The organism is Pilimelia anulata (genome assembly GCF_014647895.1).
Taxonomy (GTDB): domain Bacteria; phylum Actinomycetota; class Actinomycetes; order Mycobacteriales; family Micromonosporaceae; genus Pilimelia; species Pilimelia anulata.
In genome coordinates, this window is sequence record NZ_BMQB01000011.1 from 79904 (window position 1) to 99943 (window position 20040).

At 77.0% G+C, this 20040-nt stretch carries 14 protein-coding genes; 6 read left to right on the forward strand and 8 right to left on the reverse strand.

The window, feature by feature from the left end:
• Positions 1-132: 132 nt before the first annotated feature.
• Entirely contained in the window at positions 133-5178 is a 5046-nt protein-coding gene (locus tag IEY94_RS20405; RefSeq protein WP_189171849.1) for a peroxidase family protein, read from the reverse strand.
• A 460-nt stretch (positions 5179-5638) separates the two neighbouring features.
• On the opposite strand from IEY94_RS20405, the gene IEY94_RS20410 reads away from it, so the two are divergent.
• From IEY94_RS20410 to IEY94_RS20420, 3 genes are all read left to right on the forward strand, one after another.
• Positions 5639-6844 (forward strand): M12 family metallo-peptidase, encoded by a 1206-nt coding sequence (locus tag IEY94_RS20410; RefSeq protein ID WP_189171850.1) that lies wholly within the window; start codon positions 5639-5641, stop codon positions 6842-6844.
• A 146-nt stretch (positions 6845-6990) separates the two neighbouring features.
• Complete coding sequence (locus tag IEY94_RS20415) at positions 6991-8622, forward strand: hypothetical protein (protein WP_189171851.1); 1632 nt, start codon at positions 6991-6993, stop codon at positions 8620-8622.
• 8 nt (positions 8623-8630) lie between these two features.
• Positions 8631-9032, forward strand: a complete 402-nt coding sequence (locus IEY94_RS20420; protein WP_189171852.1) for a hypothetical protein — start codon at positions 8631-8633, stop codon at positions 9030-9032.
• A 190-nt stretch (positions 9033-9222) separates the two neighbouring features.
• Here the strand turns inward: IEY94_RS20420 and IEY94_RS20425 are convergent, their stop codons facing one another.
• Positions 9223-10503, reverse strand: a complete 1281-nt coding sequence (locus tag IEY94_RS20425) for a S1 family peptidase (protein ID WP_189171853.1) — start codon at positions 10501-10503, stop codon at positions 9223-9225.
• Positions 10504-10637: 134 nt separating this feature from the next.
• Here IEY94_RS20425 and IEY94_RS20430 point away from each other — a divergent pair, with 134 nt between their 5' ends.
• Positions 10638-13334, forward strand: a complete 2697-nt coding sequence (locus tag IEY94_RS20430; protein WP_189171854.1) for a helix-turn-helix transcriptional regulator — start codon at positions 10638-10640, stop codon at positions 13332-13334.
• Positions 13335-13469: 135 nt separating this feature from the next.
• Here IEY94_RS20430 and IEY94_RS20435 read toward each other — a convergent pair whose 3' ends face one another.
• From IEY94_RS20435 to IEY94_RS20450, 4 genes are all read right to left on the reverse strand, one after another.
• The gene (locus tag IEY94_RS20435) at positions 13470-14930 is read right to left on the reverse strand and encodes a SulP family inorganic anion transporter (RefSeq protein ID WP_189171855.1); all 1461 of its coding nucleotides are present in this window, start codon (positions 14928-14930) and stop codon (positions 13470-13472) included.
• Positions 14931-15053: 123 nt separating this feature from the next.
• Positions 15054-15362, reverse strand: a complete 309-nt coding sequence (locus IEY94_RS20440; protein WP_189171856.1) for a hypothetical protein — start codon at positions 15360-15362, stop codon at positions 15054-15056.
• Positions 15363-15483: 121 nt separating this feature from the next.
• Positions 15484-15681, reverse strand: a complete 198-nt coding sequence (locus IEY94_RS20445) for a ferredoxin (protein ID WP_189171938.1) — start codon at positions 15679-15681, stop codon at positions 15484-15486.
• Positions 15682-15686: 5 nt separating this feature from the next.
• A complete protein-coding gene (locus IEY94_RS20450) occupies positions 15687-16925 on the reverse strand; it encodes a cytochrome P450 (protein ID WP_189171857.1) in 1239 nt (412 codons plus the stop codon).
• Between the two features lie 431 nt (positions 16926-17356).
• On the opposite strand from IEY94_RS20450, the gene IEY94_RS20455 reads away from it, so the two are divergent.
• Positions 17357-18199, forward strand: coding sequence for a hypothetical protein (locus IEY94_RS20455; RefSeq protein ID WP_189171858.1), 843 nt, complete (start codon positions 17357-17359; stop codon positions 18197-18199).
• A gap of 227 nt (positions 18200-18426) precedes the next feature.
• Entirely contained in the window at positions 18427-18576 is a 150-nt protein-coding gene (locus IEY94_RS20460) for a hypothetical protein (protein WP_189171859.1), read from the forward strand.
• Positions 18577-18608: 32 nt separating this feature from the next.
• On the opposite strand, the gene IEY94_RS20465 is transcribed toward IEY94_RS20460, so the two are convergent.
• Positions 18609-19013 (reverse strand): rhodanese-like domain-containing protein, encoded by a 405-nt coding sequence (locus tag IEY94_RS20465; protein WP_373291339.1) that lies wholly within the window; start codon positions 19011-19013, stop codon positions 18609-18611.
• Positions 19007-19471: a cysteine dioxygenase gene (locus IEY94_RS20470; RefSeq protein ID WP_189171861.1), complete on the reverse strand. Its 465-nt coding sequence runs from the start codon at positions 19469-19471 to the stop codon at positions 19007-19009. Before IEY94_RS20470 ends, IEY94_RS20465 begins: the two co-directional genes overlap by 7 nt.
• Positions 19472-20040: the final 569 nt, after the last annotated feature.

Here is a 20040-nt window from a genome sequence, read left to right on the forward strand (position 1 = left end):
CCGTGCGCGGACCGCCTCCGGTCCGCCCTTTCGGCCCCCGCGGGCGCCGGTTGAGGCATCGACGGCCCCGGCCCGGACGCGCGGTGGCCCCGGTCCGCCGAAGCGGGCCGGGGCCACCGACGTGGGGACGGGCTACCGGACGAGGACCAGGTTCGACTGGGCCGACGTCTGGCTCTCACCCACCGCGTTCACCGCGGTGACCATGAACCGGTAGCTGCCGGCCGGCAGGGTCACCGTCCGGGCCCGGCTGGTCGCCGGGGCCAGGGGCAGCGCCCGGACCGCGATCACCCGGCTGCCGGAGTACCGCAGCGCGGTGATCCGGTACCCGGTGATCGCCGTCCCGCCGGTCGCGGCCGGTGCCGTCCAGCGGACCGCGGCCGTGGCCGCCCCGCCGGCGGCGCCCGAGCTGGCCGTACCGATCCGCGGGGCGCCCGGCACGGTCGCCGGGATCACCACCGCCGAGCGGGCCGAGGCCGCTCCGACGCCGACGGTGTTGAACGCGCGCACATCGAACGTGTACGCCCGCCCGTTCACCAGCCCGGTCACCCGGGCCCCGCGCGTCGCCGCCGTGACCCGCATCGTCTTGACCACGGTCGCGCCCTGGAAGGCCCGCACGTAGTACCCGCCGATGGCCACGCCGCCGTCGCTGGCCGGTGCCGTCCAGCGCACCGTCGCGGTCGTGCTGCCCCGCACGGCCGACGTCAGCGTCGGCGCCGACGGCGGTCCGACCTGCGGGACGACCGCGTTGCTCGGGGCCGACGCCGGGCCGGTCACCCGGGCGTTGCGGGCCAGCACGACGAACGTGTGGCTGACCCCGTTGGGCAGCGGGCTGATCACCGCGCTGGTGGCCGTGCCGGCGGCGTCGACCACCCGCACCGGGTTCGGGTTCCCCGCGGTGAACACGCGGATCTCGTACCCGGTCAGCGGCACCCCGCCGGTGTCGGCCGGGGCCGTCCAGCGGACCGTGGCCGAGGCGGGCCCGGCCGTCGCGGTGAGCCCGGTGACCGTGCCGGGTACCCCGGCCGGCGTCACCGAGTTGGACAGCGCGGAGGCGGTCGAGGGGCCGGCGTCGCTGCGCGCGACCACCCGGAACCGGTACGCCGTGCCGTTGCTCAGCGCCGGCACCACCGTGCTGGTGACGCCGCCGCCGACCTGGACGGTCTTGACCGGCGCGGTCGAGGTGCCGGCCAGGACCTGCACGTCGTACCCGGTGACGTCCGACCCGCGGGCCGCCGCCGCCGTCCAGTTGACCGTCGCCGTCGTGTCGCCGGCCACGGCCGTGCCGATCGCCGGGGCGTCGGGCTCCAGCACCACCGGTACGGCGTCGCCGTCGAAGACGAGCTGCTCGACGTTGCGGACGATGTCGACGCCGTCGGCCAGGCTGCCCCGGGCGTGGGTCACCCGGACGCCGCCGGGAACCGCGACGATGTCGTAGTTCGCCTGCGTCTCGCTGAACACCGCGACATCGTTGCCAGGCGTCGGCGAGTGCAGGATCTCCCGGACGATGACGATGTTGCCCGGGTCGATCGTGCCCGCGAGCACGTCCGGCTGCAGCTCCAGCATGCTGTCGGCGCTGCGCACCTCCGTCGCCGGGTCGGCCGGGTTCGTCCGGACCGACAGGCGGACGTTGAGCATCGCGTCGCCGTCGATGACGTCGTTGCCGCCGCGGCCGGAGATCCGGTCGTCGCCGGCGCCGCCGATCAGGATGTTGCCGCCGGTGAACTCGTCCGCGCCGCCGAGCAGCTCGCGCAGCCCGCCGACCTTGCCGATCTGCGCGGCGTTGGCCAGCTCGTGCCCGAGCATGTCCGCGGCCGCGGCATCGTCGCCGGTGAGGACGTCGTTGCCGTTCCAGCCGGAGAGGCCCTCGACCATGTCGTACCGGTCGTTGAGGGCGTCCAGCGCCGGGTTGACCAGGCCGGTGCGGCGCAGGTCGGCGTCGGTCGGCTGCGGGTCGCCCTTGTGGGTCACCCAGTCGAAGCCGAGCATGCCCTCGTTGCGCTCCACGCCCGGTCCGGCGACCATCACGTCGTTGCCGCCCTCCGAGTCGTAGTCGTCCGCGCCGCCCTCGCCGATGATGACGTCGTCACCGGGCTGGTTCGGGTCGTCCTGGAACGGGGCGCCGTTGTCGCCCTGGAGCAGGTCGGCCTGGTCGCCGCCCTGGATCCAGTCGTCGCCGTCGTCGCCGAACACGGTGTCCGCCGACTCGCCGCCGTAGATGATGTCGTTGCCCGGGCCGCCGAACGTCTCCGACGGGTCCGACCCACCGTTGGTGAAGTCGTTCCCGCGGCCGCCCTGGACCAGGTCCAGGCCGCCGCCGGCGCTCAGCGCGTCGTTGCCGTCACCGCCCTTGATGTCGTCGTCGCCGAACGTGTCGGTCATGATGTCGTTGCCCTTGCCGCCGATGTGCATGTCGTTGCCGGCGCCGCCCTCCATCCGGTCGTCGCCGTCCCCGCCGCGCAGGGTGTCGTCGCCCTCGCTGGAGTTGGCCCTGTCACCGGCGGCGGTGCCGAGCCACACGACGTGCTTGTCGCCGGCGTACCGCAGGGTGCCGTTCGGCATCCGGGTCAGCAGCTCCGTCTCGTTGTACGGCGTGGCCGGGTCGTTCGGGACCGCGCCGGACGTGCCGAGCGCCGCCATGTTGAACACGTAGTCCGGCCGGGAGAACGCGTCGGCGGGCAGGCCGTCGACGTCGGTGTTGCGCTCGATCAGCTCGCTGAACGAGTTGCCCTCCAACTGGGTGAGCAGGTTCAGGCCCGCGGTCCGGCTCAGGTAGTACAGCCGGTCGCCGTCCTGGAGCCGCTCCATCTGCGTCTCGAACACGAAGTTGAACGTCGGGCCGAGCAGGCCGCCGAACGGCGTCTGCTTCTCGGCCAGGCCGCCGACCCAGAAGTCGACCCGGTCCAGGCCGGTGGCCGCGGTCGCCCACGCGCCGGTGCCGTCCATGAAGTCGACCGCGTCGCCGGGGGTGCCGGCCACGGTCGGGTCGGCCGCGACGATCCGTGCCGCCGCCGCGCGCCGCTGGGCCGCGGTGCCGGTGATGGTCGGGTGCGTGCCGTACGCCGCCACGAAGTTGATCAGCGACTCGTGGTGCCGCAGCGCCACGCCGAAGTCGTTCCAGTCCGCGTACGGCTTGAGGACCGACTGCCCGGTCGCCGCGAAGAACTGCCGGCGGGCGGCGTTCAGCGTCGGCATGCCGGTCTCCCGGCCGCGGGCGATGTTCAGCGTCGCCAGGTCCAGCGGCAGGCCGAGCAGCCGGCTGCGCAGGGCGTCGGTGACGAACTCGTCCAGCTCGTTGCCGACCTGGTCGGTCATGCCCCGGACGATGTCCCCGGCCGCCTGCTCCGGCGTCCGGCCGCCCGCGGTGTACGCCGGCGGGTTGAGGAACGCGTCCAGCAGCGCGATGTCGTCACTGGACCCGTCGGCGCGCTTGCGGGCCACCTGCTCGGTCAGCATCGAGTGGCCGAACCGGTACACGACGTGCGCGAACTCCGCGGAGATCGCCGAGTTCACGGCGGTGTCGTAGCCGGCGAAGATGTTCACCTGCGGCTGCACCTTGCGGGCGAACTCCTCGAACGCCAGGTGCTGGTACTGCATCTCGGTGACGAACTTGGCCGCCTGGAACAGCCGCTCGCCGTTCCACGCGCCGCCGCCGAGCTGCCACTCGGCCACGCTGGCCGGGTCCTCGGTGGTCAGCACGTTCTGGATGTCGCCGACGAGCCGGTTGTGCTCCGAGTGGAAGATCTGGTGCACGGCGGACAGGCCGATGTTCTCGTTGACCCGCCCGTCGCCGGCGATGAAGTGCGCGTTCAGCATCTCGTCGTCGTACGTGGCCGGGTTGTTGTCGTCGCCCGTGCCGGGGTCGGCGTCCGGGGTTGCCTGGATCCTGGGCGTGCCCGGGTTGTTGTCGTGGTCCACCGCGCCGGGCGTGGCGTGGTGGGCGATGTCGTCCAGGAACCCGTGCCCGGTGCGCACGGTGTCGCCCGGCAGACCCACGCCCGCGCCGCCGTTGGCGGCCGGGTTGCCCTCGACCAGCACGCCGCCGGGGCGCACGATCTGCGGGAAGCCGTTGGGGCCGCGGACGAACTTCCCGTACTGGTCGGTGGCCAGCAGCGGGACGTTCACCACGTCGGCGTCGGTGAGCGCGATGCCGAGCATCGTGCGCGCCTGCGCCTTGGTGGACGCCCAGGTGGCCAGCCCGCCGTCGGCGCCGGTCTGGAGCCGGCCGGTGGCCACCGGGCGGCCGCCGACCAGCTCGTACTGGCGCAGGAAGACCTGGTGCGCCGGGTGCGAGGCGTACGTCTGGCTCTGGTCGACGAACGTCGCGGTCTGGTTGGTGGCCTCGCGGACGTCGTCGGCGCTCTCGTCCACGGCCGGGGTGGCCGGGTTGTCGCCGAGGAAGCCGTCCGGGCCGGGCTGGTTCTGCGAGCGGGTCAGCACCATGAAGTTGGTCGGGCTGCCCGGCCGGTACAGCGGGTCGTCCGGCTGCAGCGGCATGTAGACGGTCCCGCCGCCCTTGTTGACCAGGTCGAGGCCGTGGTCGAAGAACTGGCCGAACAGGGTGAACCACGAGTTGTACGGCGCGGACAGGCCCGCGTCCGGCGCCACGTTGGGGATCTCGAACGAGCCCTGCGCGTTCGGCGTCGCGCCGGGGCCGGCGGCGGCGACCGCGGCCGGGTTGGCCGGCGTCTGGTCGACGACGAGGTTGCTGACCACGCGCGGCTCGGCGTCGTTGACCAGGCCCCTCTTCTGCGCGTACGAGGTGGGGTCGCCGACCTGGATCGGGCCGGGGCCGTCGGGGTCGGCCGCCCACGGCTGCGCCGCCCGGTACGACGGGTCGGTGAGCCGGATGAACGGCTGGTCCGCCGCGCCGTACTTGGACCGGCCGGCGACGAGGTTGTTCAGCGTCCCGTCCACGGTCCGCAGGCCGAACGGCAGTTCGGCGCCCTGCCTGGCCTGGTTCGGGATCTGGTTCGGCCCGCTGCCGAGCAGCGACCCGCCGGCCGCGTGCGCCTCGGCGATCTTGATCTGTTGCAGGATGAATTTCAGGTCGGAGGGGTTCAGGTTGAACCCCTGCCCGACGGGCGCCGCCGCCCCCGCGGCGCTCGGCGCCAGGGGGGCCAGGCCGGCGCCGAGCGCCAGGCCGACGGTGGCCGCGAGCAGTGTGCGGAGCTTGCCCATGGGCTGCCTCTCACCTCGGGTAACGGATGCCGGATCGTTGCCCGCCCGCCTGTCGTCGACCTGTGTGGATAGGCCCGACTGGCCCGATTCACGCGGCTTTGCCCACGGGCCCCGCACAGCCGGCATCGGCCGCCCGCCGCAGCCCGCCGCCGTCCCGTCACCCGGCCGCCCCGCCCGGTCGGGGGCGCCCGCCGAACGGCGACCCGCACCCCCGACCGGACCGCCGCGCCGCCGCCGATCGGCCGGGCGCGCCTCGGCCGGATCGCCGCCGGGCGGCAGCGGCGCTGCCGCCCGGGCAGCATTCAGCCGCCACAGCCCGGCCCCGGGATACCGGCCGGTAGCGCCGCGGGATTTTCGGGGTTTTGATCGAAGACCTTGAATATCCAGGGGTACTGCCCCAGAATTGCCCCACCCCCGCCGCCGTCATCTCGTCCCACCCGACGAAAGGATCGGCTCCCCCATGCTGGTTTCCCGCGGGCTCCCCCTGCTCGCCGCTGTCCTGTCCCTGCCGCTGCTGGCCACCCCCGCCGCCGCGGCCGACCCCCACCCCGTACCGCGGCCGCTCGGCGCGCCGGTCGACGCCTCCCGCGCCGCCACCGCCGCCCGGACCGCGCTCGCCGCGGACCCTATGACCGCGGCCGTCACCCTGCGCACGGCCGACCCCGGCGCCGTCCGGGCCGACGCCGACCGGCTCGACCTCGACCTCGACGGCCGCGAGCCGGTCCGGCTGCGCCGCGACTGGACCGCGCCCACCGCCGACGGCGGCCTCGTCTGGGCCGGGCGGGTCGGCGCCGGCGACGACGCGGTCACCCTCGTCCGGCGCGCCGACGGCATCACCGGCTCGGTCCGGGTCGGCGCCGAGCTGTACCGCATCCAGCCCGTACCCGGCGTCGGCCACGCCGCGATCCGGGTCAACGAGGACGCCCGGCCGCCCGACCACCCGGTCGGCGCGCCCGACGCCGAGCCGGGCGGGGTCGACCTCGCCCCGCAGCACGCGGCCGCCGCGCCGAACACGACCATCCGGGTCATGGTCGCCGCCAGCAAGGACGCCATCGCCGCGCACACCGGTGACTTCAAGTCCCTGGTCGAGCTGGCCGTCGCCGAGACCAACCAGAGCTACCGCAACGGCGACATCGCCATCGACCTGGAGCTGGCCGGCTACGTCCCCACCGACTACGCCGACACCGGCGGGGTCTCCCGCGACCTCAACGCGCTCAAGGGCAAGAACGACGGCAAGCTCGACGACCTGCACGCCAAGCGGGACGAGCTGCGCGCCGACGTGGTCGCCCTGATCACCGAGAAGGGCGACGCCTGCGGCGTCGCGCCGGGCCTCGACGTCCAGGCCGACGCGGCGTTCGTGGTGGCCACCCGCAAGTGCGCCACCGGGTACTACACGTTCGGCCACGAGATCGGGCACCTGCAGGGCGCCTCGCACGACAAGGCGCAGGGCACGAACAACAAGTACGCCTACGGGCACGGGTACCAGCGCGACGGGCAGTGGCGCACGATCATGTCGTACGAGTGCCCGAAGAAGTGCAAGCGGATCCAGCACTGGTCCAACCCGCGCAAGCAGTACGAGGGCCAGGCGCTCGGCACGGCGGCCGCGGAGGACAACGCCAGGGTGCTGAACCAGACAGCGGCGAGGATCGGCGCTTTCCGGCCGTAGCCGCGGTTCGCGCGCCGTCGGGCCCCCACCACCCCGGAGCCCGGCGGCGCGCCTTCCTCCCGGTCCGCCCGATCATCCGATGTCGACGGTCGGCGCCCGCTCGTTCCCCGTACGGGAGATGCCCGCGCGGGAACGGAGGACCCGACGTGTCCGACGAGCTGCTGGACGCCGCGGCCGCGCGGCTCGCCGGGCCGGCGGCCGACGCGGCGCGCGCCCGGCTCCGCGCCCTCGCCGACCGCGAACCCGTACTGCGCGCGGGGATCCTCGCCGCGCTCGACGAGCGCCCCGGGCCGGAGCGCTGGCGGGAGTTGCTCGCCGAGTGGGCCGCCCGGGCGCCCGCGGTCCGGGCGCAGCTCGCCGAGCCGCCCGCCGGTGCCGCGCCCGCGCAGCACATCCACGCCGAGCACGACGGGACCGTCTTCGCGCTGGGCCAGGGCCACCTCGCCGTCCACTACCACTCGCCGCCCGCGGACCCTCCCGCCGACCCGGCCGCGGGGCGCCGCCGGCGGGCCGGGCGGATCGGCGCCGCGGGTGCCGGGGCGGGCGCGGTCGGCGGCGGGATCGCGGCGGCGCAGGGCGGCGCGGGTGCGCTCGCGCCCGCGGCCGGGGCGCTGGGCGGCGGCGCGGGCTCCGCGGCGGGATCGGCCGCCGCGGGTGCTGCCGCGGGCGGCGCGGGTTCGGCCGCCGCGGGCGGCGCGGGCACGGCGGCCGTTGCGGGTGGCGCATCGGCCGCGGGCGGGTCGGTCGCGGGCGGCGCGGCGTCGGTCGCGGGCTCCGCCCTCGCCGGTACGACCAAGCTCGTCGTGATCGCGACGCTGGCCACCACCGGCGCCGGGGGCCTGGCGTACGTCGGGTACCGCGCGTACGACCGAACGACCTGCGCCGCGGCGGCCGACGGGCCGGACGACGAGGCGGTCCGCCGGGCCGCGCTGCGCACCGCCAACGACTCCTTCCGGTTCGCGATCACCGCCGGCCCGCACCGGCTGGACGGCGTGCGGTCGGCCGCCGCCGGCACGTTCCGGCTCAGCGGCGCCGCGCCGGCCGACGGCGCCGTGCTCGGCGACGACCTGTACCTGGTCGGCGCGGGCGGGGCCGCCACCGCGAAGCTGAGCGTCGCCGGGCTGGCCGCGGCCGACCCGCGCCGGCTGGGCGCCCGCCCGCTGGCGCCGGCCGAGGCGCTGGACCGGATCCGGACCATCCGCCGGGACGGCTGCCGGTACCGCGGGACACTCGCCGCGGACCGGGCCGGCGGCCCGCGCCCGGCGGGGGCGACCGCCTCCCCGAGCCCCGCGGCGCGGCCGTCGCCGACCGGTACGGCCGGGGACGGCGGCGGCGACCCGCCGTTCAGCGCGCTGGTCGACGAGCGCGGGCGGCTGGCGTCGATCGAGCTGGGCCGGGCCGGGACGGCGGCGCACACCGCGGCCCGGTACGACGGGTTCGGGCTCCCGGTCGCCGTCGCCCGGCCGAGCGAGCCGCCGCGCCCGTGGCGGGACCTGCTCGGCTTCTGGATGACCGGCACGCAGCCCGGCCGGCAGTACTACTTCCGGATCGACGGGGAGTCGGTGCACCACGGCCCGAACGGCGGCGACGTCGGCAATCGCATCTGCGTGGGCCCGACCGCCGAGCTGCGGGCGGGCCCGCGGGTCCGGCTGCTCTGCCGGTTCGCCAACTCCGGCGACCCGGGCTCGGCCGTCACTGCCGAGTTCACCATGGTCGGCGGCGACCTGCGCGTCGCCGGTCCCGAGCCGATCGGCGGCACGTACCGCCGCCAGCGCTAGGGGACGGCGTGGAGGCGGATTGGATTCCCGCCCTGGCCGCCGCCGGCGCCGCGGCCATCGTCGAGGTGGTGCTGACGGAGACCTGGCGGACGGTCCGGCCGCGGCTCGCCCGGGCCCTCGGGTGCGGCGACGCCGACCGGGAGCGCCGCGCCGCCGCCCGGCTGGACGCCACCGCCGCCGAACTGGCCCGGGGCGGCAGCGCGGAGCGGGCCCGGGTCGCCCGGGAGGTACGGCTCGCGGACCTGCTGGCCGACGACCCCGGCGCGGCCGGGCCGCTGCGCGATCTGCTCGCGGGGCTGCGCCCCGCCGCCCCCGGCCCGGTCCAGCGGATCACCGCGACCGGCGCCGGCACCGCCTACGGCGTCATGTACGGCACCCAGGAGATCCACCACCACCCGCCGCCCGCCTGACGTCCCGGGCGCCGGCCACCGATCCCCCCACCCGGAGTCGATGGCCGGCGCCCGGCCCGGCCGCGGCCCCGCGCGGGGCGTTCCCCGGAGCGGGTGCGTTCGTGGTGCCGGGGGCCGCCACGAGTGCACCCACTCCCGCGCCGCCCGGGCCGCCGGCCGGGCGGCGCCCCGCCGGGCGGCGCAGCGGGGCTCAGGGAGCGGCCGTCACCAGGGTGAGGTTCCACTTCTTCAGGGACTCGTTGACCGGTTGGAGGATCGACTGGTCGTCGGCGCCGCCCGGCGAGCAGGACGAGCGGCCGCCCGAGTGCAGGCCCACCGCCTTGTCGCCGGCCAGCCATGCGCCGCCGGAGTCGCCGCCCATCGAGCACGCCGTCGTGTACGCCAGGCCCTCGATCCTCAGCGTGCCGTAGTCGACGGTCTGGTCGACGGCCGTGACCGTGCCGCAGCGCCACTTCGACGTGTTGCCCGAGTGGCAGACGGACCGGCCGGTCAGCGGCTCGACCGAGCCGGTCACCGCGACCGCCGGGCCGCCCCACGTGTTCACCGCGGCGGACAGCGTCCAGTCCGCCTCGGTCACCGCGACCACGCCCATGTCGCCCTCGCGGGCGTTCACCGAGCGGCTGCCGCCGGCGTTGCTGGTGCCGATGCGGTTCTGCTTGCCGGACTGCCCGTACGCGGGCTGGTCCCGGTCGTTGGTGCAGTGGCCGGCGGTCAGGAAGTGCTTGCCGCCGTCCGCGTCCGTCGCCGGGAAGCCGATCGAGCAGTTCGTCTCCCCGCCCGGCCACCACGGGCTGCCCGGCTGCACCGCGCCGCCCTGCTGGACCGGCGCGCCGTCGACCGCCACGATCGTGATCGCGTCGCCGAGCGGCCGCAGCCGGTCCAGCAGCGCCGCCGTGGCGGCGGTACGGGTCTGCCGGTCGACCCGCACGGTGACCCGGCCGGTGGCCGGGTCCGCACCCCAGCCCGTGACGCCCTCACCGTCGCCGACGATGTCGCGTACGGCCGAGGTCAGCTCGTCCAGCTCCGCCCGCGAGCGCGCGGCGGTCACCGGCCGGGCGCCGAGCGCGCGGACGGCGGCGGCTGTACCGGCGTCGGAGACGGCGACGACGAGGTCGCCGGTGGCGGCGTCGTACCAGCGCCCGGCCACGCCCGGCCCGGCCGGCAGCGCGGCGGCCAGCCGCTGGGCCCGGGCCTCGGCGGCGAGCCGGGCCCGGGCGGCGGCGGGGGCGAGGCCGAGGTCGCGGCCCAGCGCGGCGACGAGCGCGGCGGGCGGCTCGACGCCCGCGCCGGCCGGACCGACCGGCGAGCCGCCGGCCGCGACGCCGGGCACGGCGGCGACGGGCACGGCGACAGCGGGCACGGCCGCGGCGCGTGCGGCGGCGGGCGCGGCCACTGCCGGGGTGGCGGCGGGCGCGAGTGGGAGGGACAGCGCGCCCGCGGCGAGGGCGGGCCACAGCGTTCGGGGGTGCATGGGAACTCCAGGGGAGAGGTAAGGAGGGGTGTCGCCGACGCTAGGCCCGGCGCCGGCGATTCGGAATTGGGGAAACCCCTGGTCATGCCGTTGGGCGCCGGTCAATGGCGCAGTATGGAACGGTGACGTCGTCGATGACTCCCGTGAATACCGAGCTGATCGGGCGCGGCATGGCGCTGGCCGGGTTCGACGGCGACCGCCGGGTGGTGCTGGTCGGGCCGGCCGGGATCGGTACGTCGACGCTGGCCGCGGCGCTGGCCGCCCGCCGGCCGGCGCCGGCGGTGTGGCTGCGGCCGCAGCGGGCCGACCGGGACGTCCCGTACGCGGGGCTGGCCGAGCTGGCCGGCGTGCTGCCGGCCGGGCCGGGGACGGCGGCGGTGGGCGCGGCGGTCGCCGCCGGTACGGGCGGGGACCTGCACCTGCGCCAGCTCGTCGCGCACCTGCTCGGCCGGGTGCCGCCGCTGGTGCTGGTCGTGGACAACGCGCAGTGGCTGGACGAGCCGAGCGCCGGGGTGCTGGGCTGGGCGCTGCGCCAGGTACCCGACCTGCCGGTGATCGCCGCCGAGCGGGCGCCGGACGTACCGCGCCGGGCGGCGGCGCTCGGCGGGGACGCGCCGCGGGTGTGGCGGGTGCCGCCGCTGACCGTGGACGGGGTCGCCGAGCTGCTCGCCGGGGCGGGCGTGCACTACCGCTGGGCCGGGCGGGTACACGCGCTGACCGGCGGTAACCCGGCCCTGGCGCTGCGCCTCGCCGCGCCCGACGGACCGCTGCACGCCGCCGAGCCGGCGCTCCCGGCGGGGGTACCGGAGCTGCCGGCGGCCGTCCGCGAGCTGGTCGGGGAGTGGCTGGCCGAGCTGCCCGCCGACGCCCGGCGGACGCTGACGCTGGCGGCGCTGGCCGAGCCGGCGACGGTACCGCTGCTGCACCGGCTGGCCGGGCCCGCGGTCGACGGCCACCTGGCCGCGGCCGTGGCCGCCGGCCTGGCGACGCTCGGGGTGGACGGGCGGGTGGCGTTCCCGGCCGGGGTGGTCCCGGCGGCGCTGGTCGCCGGCCTGCCGCACGCGAAGCGGCAGCGGCTGCACGGCGACCTGGCCTCGGCCGACGACGACCCGGTGCGCCGGGCCCGGCACGCCGCGCTGGCCGCCGACGCCCCGGCCGAGCCGGTGGCGGCCGAGGCCGAGCGGGCCGCCGGCCTGGCCCACCGGCGCGGCGACCGGGCGCTGGCCGCCGAGCTGAGTCTGCTCGCCGCGCAGCGCACGCCCGACGCCGGCGGGGTGCCGCTGGACCGGGCGCTCGCCGCCGTCCGGGACGCCGCCCGGGCCGGCGACGCGGGCCGGGCCCGGGCCGCCGCGGGGCTGGTGCTGGACCGCAGCGAGCAGCCGCCGCACCGGGTGGCCGCGCTGCTGGCCCTGCTGGACACCGCCGGGCAGGACCTCGCGGACAGCGACGAGCTGTTCGCCCGGGCCGCCGCCGAGGCCGGTCCGCACCCCGAGCTGCTGGCCCGGGTACGGGTGCGGGAGTCCAGCCGGGCCAACGTCAACGGCGGCGACCCCGCCCGCGCGCTGGCGCTGGCCGCGCAGGCCGCCGAGCTGGCCGACCGCGGCGGCGACGTCACCACCCGGGCGCTCGCGCTGACCATGCAGGCCCGTACCGAGCGGCTGCTCGGCCGGCCGGACGCCGAGGCGGTGCTGGCCCGGGCGCTGGCGCTGCCGCTGCCGGCGGGGGCGCTGGACGTGCACCGGTCGCCGCGGTACCTGGCGGTGCGGCACGCGCTGTTCGACGACCGGCTGGGCGACGCCCGGGCGGCGCTGCTGGCGCTGCTGCCCGAGGCGGAGCGGTCCGGCGCGGTGGAGGACACGGTGGACGTCCTGCGCAGCCTCGCCGAGGTGGAGGCGCGGGCGGGGGCGTGCGCGGCGGCGCTGCGGTACGCGCACCGGGCGGTCGGGCTGACCGACGACGCGGGGCTGTCCCCCGGCCCGGCCCGGTACACGGCGGCGCTGGCCGAGGCGGCCGGCGGCGACGCGGACCGGGCCGCCGACTTCGCCCGGCGCGGGGCGGCGGCGTCCGAGCAGGAGCAGGACCTGGTGTTCCTGTCCCGGAACCTGTTCGCGCTCGGTCAGGTGCTGCTCACCACCGACCGCCCGGTGGAGGCGCTGGCGGCGCTGGAGCGGGTCCGGGACCTGGAGGCCGCGCAGCGGGTGGCCGACCCGTCGGTGCTGCGCTGGCACGCCGACCTGGCGGAGAACCTAGCCGCCCTCGGCCGTACCGACGAGGCCGCCGAGCTGATCGACCGGACCCGGCTCGAGGCGGCGGCGCTGGACCGGTCCGGGGTGGCCGTGCAGCTCGACCGCGCGGCCGGGCTGCTCGCCGCCGGGCGCGGCGACCCGGACGCGGCGGCGGCGCTGCTCACCGGCGCGGCCGGGGCGTTCGCGGCCCGCGGCCTGCCGATCGAGCAGGGCCGGACGCTGCTCGCCCTCGGCGCGGTCGAGCGGCGGCGGCGCCGCCGGGCGGCGGCCCGGGCGGCGATCCGGCGAGCGGGCGAGCTGTTCGACGCGGTCGGCGCCCGGCCGTGGGCCCGGCGGGCGGCGGCGGCGCTGCGCCGGCTGGACCCGGCCGGCGGCCGGGCGAGCGAGGTCGCGCTCACCGACACCGAGCAACGGATCGCCGACCTGGTGGGCCGCGGCGCGGGCAACGTGGAGATCGCGGGGACGCTGAGCGTCAGCGTGAAGACGGTCGAGGCGACGCTGACCCGGGTGTACCGGAAGCTGGGCGTCCGGTCCCGGGTGCAGCTCGCGACCCGGCTGCGCGCCGCCGCCGACCCGCCACCCTGACCGCGATCCACTGCGGCCGGACCGCGCGCGTCGCAGGCCGCCGGCCGCGCGTCCACTGCGGACGGCCCGCGGCGCGCGCCGGAGGCCGCCGGCCGGCCGGCCCGCAGGGGCCGACGCACTGCCGCGGCGACGCGCTCAGATCGGCTGGACGATGCGGACGCGCTCGCTGTCCGCGTTGTGCGTCGCCGCCCACTCCTCCAGCGCCAGCCGGGTCGCGTGGTCGAGGTGGCGCAGCGTGGACAGGTGCAGGTCGATCGTCCGCCGCTTCGGCAGCGTCTCCAGCCGCTCCAGCACCTGCGGCAGCCGCAGGAACGTCGCGCTGCCGACCAGCGTCACCCGGACCGGCCCGGGCTCCTCGTCCCGGACCACGACCTGCACCCGGGAGGTGTCCCAGGCGGTCTTGAAGACCGCCGCCGCGAGCCCGACGAGGATGCCCTCGAACATGTTCGTGGCGAGAATCGCCGCCGCGGTCAGCAGCAGGATCACCGCCTCGCCGCGCTGCTCCCGCCACCACTGCCGGGTCCGGGCGACGGGCAGCAACTTGGCGCCGGCGTGCAGCAGGACGGCGGCCAGCGCCGCGATCGGGATCAGCCCGATCGCCGCCGGCAGCAGCGCCGCGAACAGCAGCAGCCAGGCGCCGTGCAGCACCCGGGACGCCCGGGTCCGCGCGCCGGCCCGGACGTTGGCGGCGCTGCGCACGATCACCGCGGTCATCGGCAGGGCGCCGACCGCCCCGCAGACCACGTTGCCCGTACCCTGCGCGACCAGCTCCCGGTCGAAGTCGGTGGGCCGCCCCCGGTGCATCCGGTCGACGGCCGCCGCGCTGAACAGGCTCTCCGCCGAGGCGATCAGCGCGAACGCCAGCACGGTACCGAGCAGCGCCGGGTCCGCCAGCCCGGCGAGCGCGGCGGCGTCCGGCAGCCGGACCGCGGCCCAGAGGCCGCTCACGTCCAGCGTCGCCACCGGTACGCCGGCCAGCGCGGTGACCGCGGTCGCGAGCGCGATGGCCACGAGCACGCCGGGGACGCGGCGGACCGGCCCGGGCAGCCGCGGCCAGAGCAGGATCACGGCGAGCGTGCCGAGGCCGACGGCGCCCGCCCGGGCGGCGGCCGGCGAGCTGACGAGGCCGGCGACGAGGCCGGGCAGCCCGGCGAGCTTCCCGACGGTGTCGTCCGGCGTCGGCCGGTCGGCGAGCGCGTAGACCTGGCCGAGGATGAGCACCAGGCCGATGCCGGCGAGCATCCCCTCGACGACGGCGACCGAGATCGCCCGGAACCAGCGGCCGAACCGCAGCAGCCCGAGCAGCACCTGGAGCACGCCGGCGGCGAGCACGGTGATGCCGAGGCTGTCGAGGCCGTGGGTACGGACGCACTCGAAGACCAGCACGGTCAGCCCGGCGGCGGGGCCGGAGACCTGGAGCGCGCTGCCCGGCAGCGCGCCGGCGACGAGGCCGCCGACGATGCCGGTGATGAGGCCCAGCTCGGCGGGGACGCCGGAGGCGACGGCCACGCCGACGCAGAGCGGGAGGGCGACGAGGAAGACGACGAGCGAGGCGGGCAGGTCGTAGCGGAGCGTGCGCAGGCGGGCCGGGAGCATGTCTCCCCTTCTGCGGTGCGGGGGTGTGCGCGGGTGGAGGTGGCGGCCCGCGCTCCGGCGTGGGAGCGCGTTCGCCGGCGTGTCACCGGTGGTGGTCGACCGTCCGCGGGCGCGGCGTACCCGTCAGCAGCGCAGTATTCGGACCGGGACCGGGGTGGCGGGCACGTCCGTGCCGTACGCGCCGGCGCCGCGGGTACCCCAGCGGGTCGCGGGCAGCTCCACCACGAGCAGGACGACGTCGGCCGCCGGCTGGGTCCGGTGCGCCGGCGGGGCGCCGGCCCGGGTGCCGCGCGGCGGCAGCCCGGCCGGGTCGGTACCGGTGAACAGCCCGCACCCGCCGGCCAGCCCGGCCGGGGTGTCGGCGGCGGCGATCCCGGCGGGCAGCGCGGCCCGCGCGGCAACGGGGTGCAGGAGCAGCACGGACACCAGCATGGTGATCACCACTGCTGCCCTGCGCCCCACCGAATACTCCCGTTATGTCCGCGAATACACCCGCAGCCTACCGTGCCCTGAAAGTTCCACCGGCGCGGTCCATCGATCGGGGGCCCGGCGGCTACCCCTCGTCGAGCGCCAGCGCGCGGCCCGGGCAGAGGTCCACCGCCATCCGGACCGCGGGGAGCGCGTCGGCCGGCGGCCGCTCGGCGCGCAGCACGACGGTGCCGTCGAGGTCGTCCTGGTCGAAGACGCGGGGCTCGGCCAGCACGCACTGCCCGGCGCCGACGCACCGGTCCCGGTCGACGACGACCCGCACCGCCGTCACCAGGTGACGGGCAGTTCGTGCAGCCCGTACACGAAGGAGTCGTCCTTGAACGGCAGCTCCTCGGCCGGCACGGCCAGCCGCAGGCCGGGCACCCGGCGCAGCAGGGTGTCCACGGTGATCCGCAGCTCCATCCGGGCGAGGTTCTGGCCGAGGCACTGGTGCGGCCCGTACCCGAACGCCACGTGGTGCCGGGCGGCCCGGGTGACGTCGAACCGGTCCGGGTCCGGGAACACGTCCGGGTCCCGGTCGGCGGCCTGGCCGAGCGCGAGCACGCCCTCGCCGGCCCGGATCAGCACCCCGCCCACCTCGACGTCCGCGACCGCGACCCGGCTGGTGGCCAGGTCGGCGATGGTGAAGTACCGCAGCAGCTCCTCCACCGCGCCCTCGGTCCGGGCGGGGTCGGCGCGCAGCAGGTCCCGCTGGTCGGGGTGGCGCAGCAGCATCACCGCGCCCAGGGAGATCATGTTCGCGGTGGTCTCGTGGCCGGCGACCAGCAGCAGGAAGGCCAGGCTGACCAGCTCCGGGCGGTCGTACGTGCCGTCCGCCCGGCGCTTGCGCACCTGCCGGCCGAGCAGGTCGTCGCCGGGGTCGGCCTCCTTCGCGGCGACGAGGTCGTCCAGGTACCGCTGGAGGTCCTCGAACGCCGTCCGCCGCTCGTCCGGCGTGGAGTTCCGGTTGATCAGGCGCCCGGTGCGCTGCTGGAAGAACTCGTGGTCGGCGTACGGCACGCCGAGCAGCTCGCAGATCACCAGCGACGGCACCGGCAGCGACACCATCCGGACCAGGTCCGCCGGCCGCGGCCCGGCCAGCAGCGCGTCGATCGCCTCGTCCACGATCTGCTGGATCCGCGGTTCCAGCGCCTGCATCCGCCGGACGGTGAACTCGCCCAGCACCGCCCGCCGGGCGGGCCCGTGCTCGGGCGGGTCCATGCTGATCAGCGGGCGCGGCGCGTCGATGTCGAGCCGGTCGCCGGCGACCAGCATCGGGAACCGCGGGTTCGTCCGGTCGGAGCTGAACCGCGGGTCGGCGAGCACGGTGCGCACGTCCTCGTGCCGGCTCACCGCCCAGGCCCACTCGCCGTTGGGCAGGTTCACCCGGGCGACGGGCTCCTCGGCGCGCAGCCGGCCGTACTCCGCCGGCGGCGAGAAGGGGCAGCCCCGGGCCATCGGCAGCGCGGGCCGGGCGGGGTCGGTCGCGGGCGGGTCGGTCGCGGGTCGGTCGATCAGCTCGGTCATCAGCATCCCCCATTGATGCGCTGTGCCGGTGTCGTGGCCGTGCCGTTGCGGGCGTGCCTCGCTTCGGAAGGTGCGGTGGCGGTCGCCGTACGTACCTCCCTCCGACCGTAGCCGGGACCCGCAACGGTCGTCCATGCCCGGTGGGCATCCACTGTGCCGGGTGGGGTCACCCGCGCGGGAGGTGGCAAGTCGCCGAACCCGGCGCGCCCCGGCGACCGTCACCCCGTGCGAACCAGCAATCACCGTACGCATTTCGGCTGAGTCCGACTTATCAGGCATCGCGCTTGCGTTGCCGCTTTGTCCGGTCTGACGGCGGCCAGCCGGGCGGGCAACGCGCGTCGACAGCTCGGCCCGGACCGACCGTCAGCGGGATCCGTCCGGTTCACCCCGGAAGTGAGTATTGAACTCCCCTCACTTCTTGGAGTCCTGCCTTGTTGATCCGCGCCGGAGCAGTCCTCACTGGTGTCACCGCCGCTGTCCTCGCCGCGACCGCCATGCCGGCCGCCGCCTGCGGCTTCTCCTTCGTCGGCAAGCTGCCGATCAAGGCCGTCGACTACCCGACCCACCGCTGCGAGCCCGACATCGGCGGCGGCCCGTACCAGGGCAAGGACGTCTGGGTGTTCGAGCTGCCCGCGTACCGCGGCCACCACGGCGACTTCCGCTCGGTGACCGTCAAGTTCGACACCGACGGCGACCGCCACTCCGACAAGACCATCGTCATCGACGACGGCGCCAACGACGGCGACGACATCGTCAAGCACGGCGGCACCAGCCGGGCCTGGATCGTCACCCCGGCCGGCTGGAAGCTGACCGGCGCGTCGGCCAAGATCAACGGCAAGGCGCCGAAGTTCACCCTGGGCTTCACCTGCCCCGGCACCACGCCCCCGCCGCCCACCCCGACCCCCACGTACACCAAGCCGCCGGTGACGACGCCGCCGACGACCGCGCCCCCGACGACGGCCCCGCCGACCACGGCGCCGCCGACCGTCACCCCGACCACGTCCGCCCCGAAGCCCACCCCGACCGACTGCCCGCCGTCGGTGAAGCCGACGCCGAGCAAGCCGACCCACACGTACGGCAAGCCCACGCCGACCCCGACGAAGACGACCGCGGTCCCGATGGTGACGTACCCGAGCAGCAGCGGCACCTCGACCTCACTGCCGGTCACCGGCTCCGGGCTGAGCGCCCTGATCCTGCTGGCCGGGGGGCTGGTCGGCACCGGCGCCGGCGCACTGTTCCTGGCCCGCCGCCGGGCCGCCGGCCGGGCCTCGTAGTCAGGGGGCCGACCCGCACCGGGTCGGCGCGAGATCCGACGGGCGTGCATCCACGGGGGTGCGCGCCCGTCGCGCGCTGTCCCGAACCGGACGCCGGGGACGATCCCGCCGGCCCCGCGGTGCGGCTCGCCCCGGCGCGGCTGTCGGCCGACCGGGTGGTTGTCGGGGGTTCCGGGCGGCCGGGGCGGCCGGGCGCCGATAGGGGTCCACCAGCGGACGGGGGCGCGATGGCGAACAAGGAGCGCATCATCGGCGTCTGCCTCATCGTCGGGGCGGGTGTCGCGCTGGCGTGCACCAAGACCGCGGGCAGCACCCCGGAACCCCGCCCGCCGGCCCCGGCCGTCCGCACCGACCCGACCACCCCGGCGGGGCGCTGATCCGTCGGGGCGCTCCCGCTCGCGCGGGCCGGTCAGGCGGTGGTCGGGAGGCCGGCGGAGCGCCAGGCGGCGTAGCCGCCGGCGAGGTCCGTCGCCCGGTACAGCCCGAGGTCCTGGAGCGCCGCCGCCGCCAGCGACGACGTGTACCCCTCCTGGCACAGCACGATCACCGGCAGGTCGTACCGGTCGGCGAAGTCCAGCCGGGCGTCGCTGCGCGGGTCGAACCGCCACTCCAGCACGTTGCGCTCGATGACCAGCGCGCCGGGGATCTCCCCGTGCTCGCCGCGCTGCGCGGCCGGGCGGATGTCCACCAGTACGGCACCGGCGCGGTGGGCGGCGGCCGCGTCGCGCGGGCCGAGCCGGACCAGCCGGGCGCGGGCCCCGGCCAGCAGCTCGTCGATGCCGCGGGAGCCGGGCGGCGGCGTGGCCGTCACCACTGCTCCCCGGCGCGGGCGACCTCGGCGACGGCCAGGCCGGCGGGGGTCTCGCGGTACCGGGTCATGGTGGTCAGCGCGGGGCCGTAAACGTGGACGCTGACCGCCGGGCGCTGCGACCGGTTGGTGATCCGGTGGATGTACCGCGGGCCGAACCGGTGGCCGTCCCCGGCGGCGAGGTGGCGGGCCGTCGGGCGGGCCGGGCGGGCGGGGTCGGCGACCTCCTCGGCGAGCGCGCCGCTGACGACGTACAGGGCGCCGGCCGAGCCGCCGTGGTCGTGCAGGTCGGTGCCCTGGCCGGGGAGCCAGGTGAGCAGCCACACCTCGTGGTCGGGGTGCGCGGCGAGGCGGGTGTACCAGCGGTCGACCGGGTTGAACCGGGGCGCGCTCGGCCAGTCGTCCGGCAGCGCGTGCCGGCGGGCGATCTCGAGGTGATCGTCCCGGAGTGTCGTGGTCGCCATCGCACGCCTCCTGGTTTTCCTATCGAACAGCTAGGAGTAGTAGGTCATCGCGAGTGTACGCCCCCGGCGCCCGCCGGCACAGTGGGTTGATCGACGCCACCGGGTGACGTCGCTCGCCCCGGCCGCCGCCGAGCCCGACAGGCACCCGCCCGCCCCGATCGCCCCGCGATCCGGCCGCGGGCGGCCGCCGCCCCCGGACCCGACCGAGCAAGCCGCGCGAGCCGGCCGACCGAGCAAGCCGGCCGACCGAGCAAGCCGCGGTCCGGCCGGCCGAGCGGGCGTCGTAACGAGCCACGCCGGGCCCCCGACGCGGCCACCCCGGCCCGAATGGCCGTTCGGCCGCGGGGTGCGCCCGGCCGGCGCCCGGGTCCGGGCGGCCGGCGCCGCGGACCACCCCCGCCGCCCCGCCCGCCGCCGCTAGCATCGGGGACGCTCCTGTTCGGAGTGTCCCTGTCGCCGTTCCCGGCTCCCCCGTGTCGCGCGCCCGTGCGCCCGTGCGCCCCGCGACCAACCGGCGGAGGTACCGATCATCAGCGCCCTGCTCACCGGCCCGGCGAGCACGAACCTCC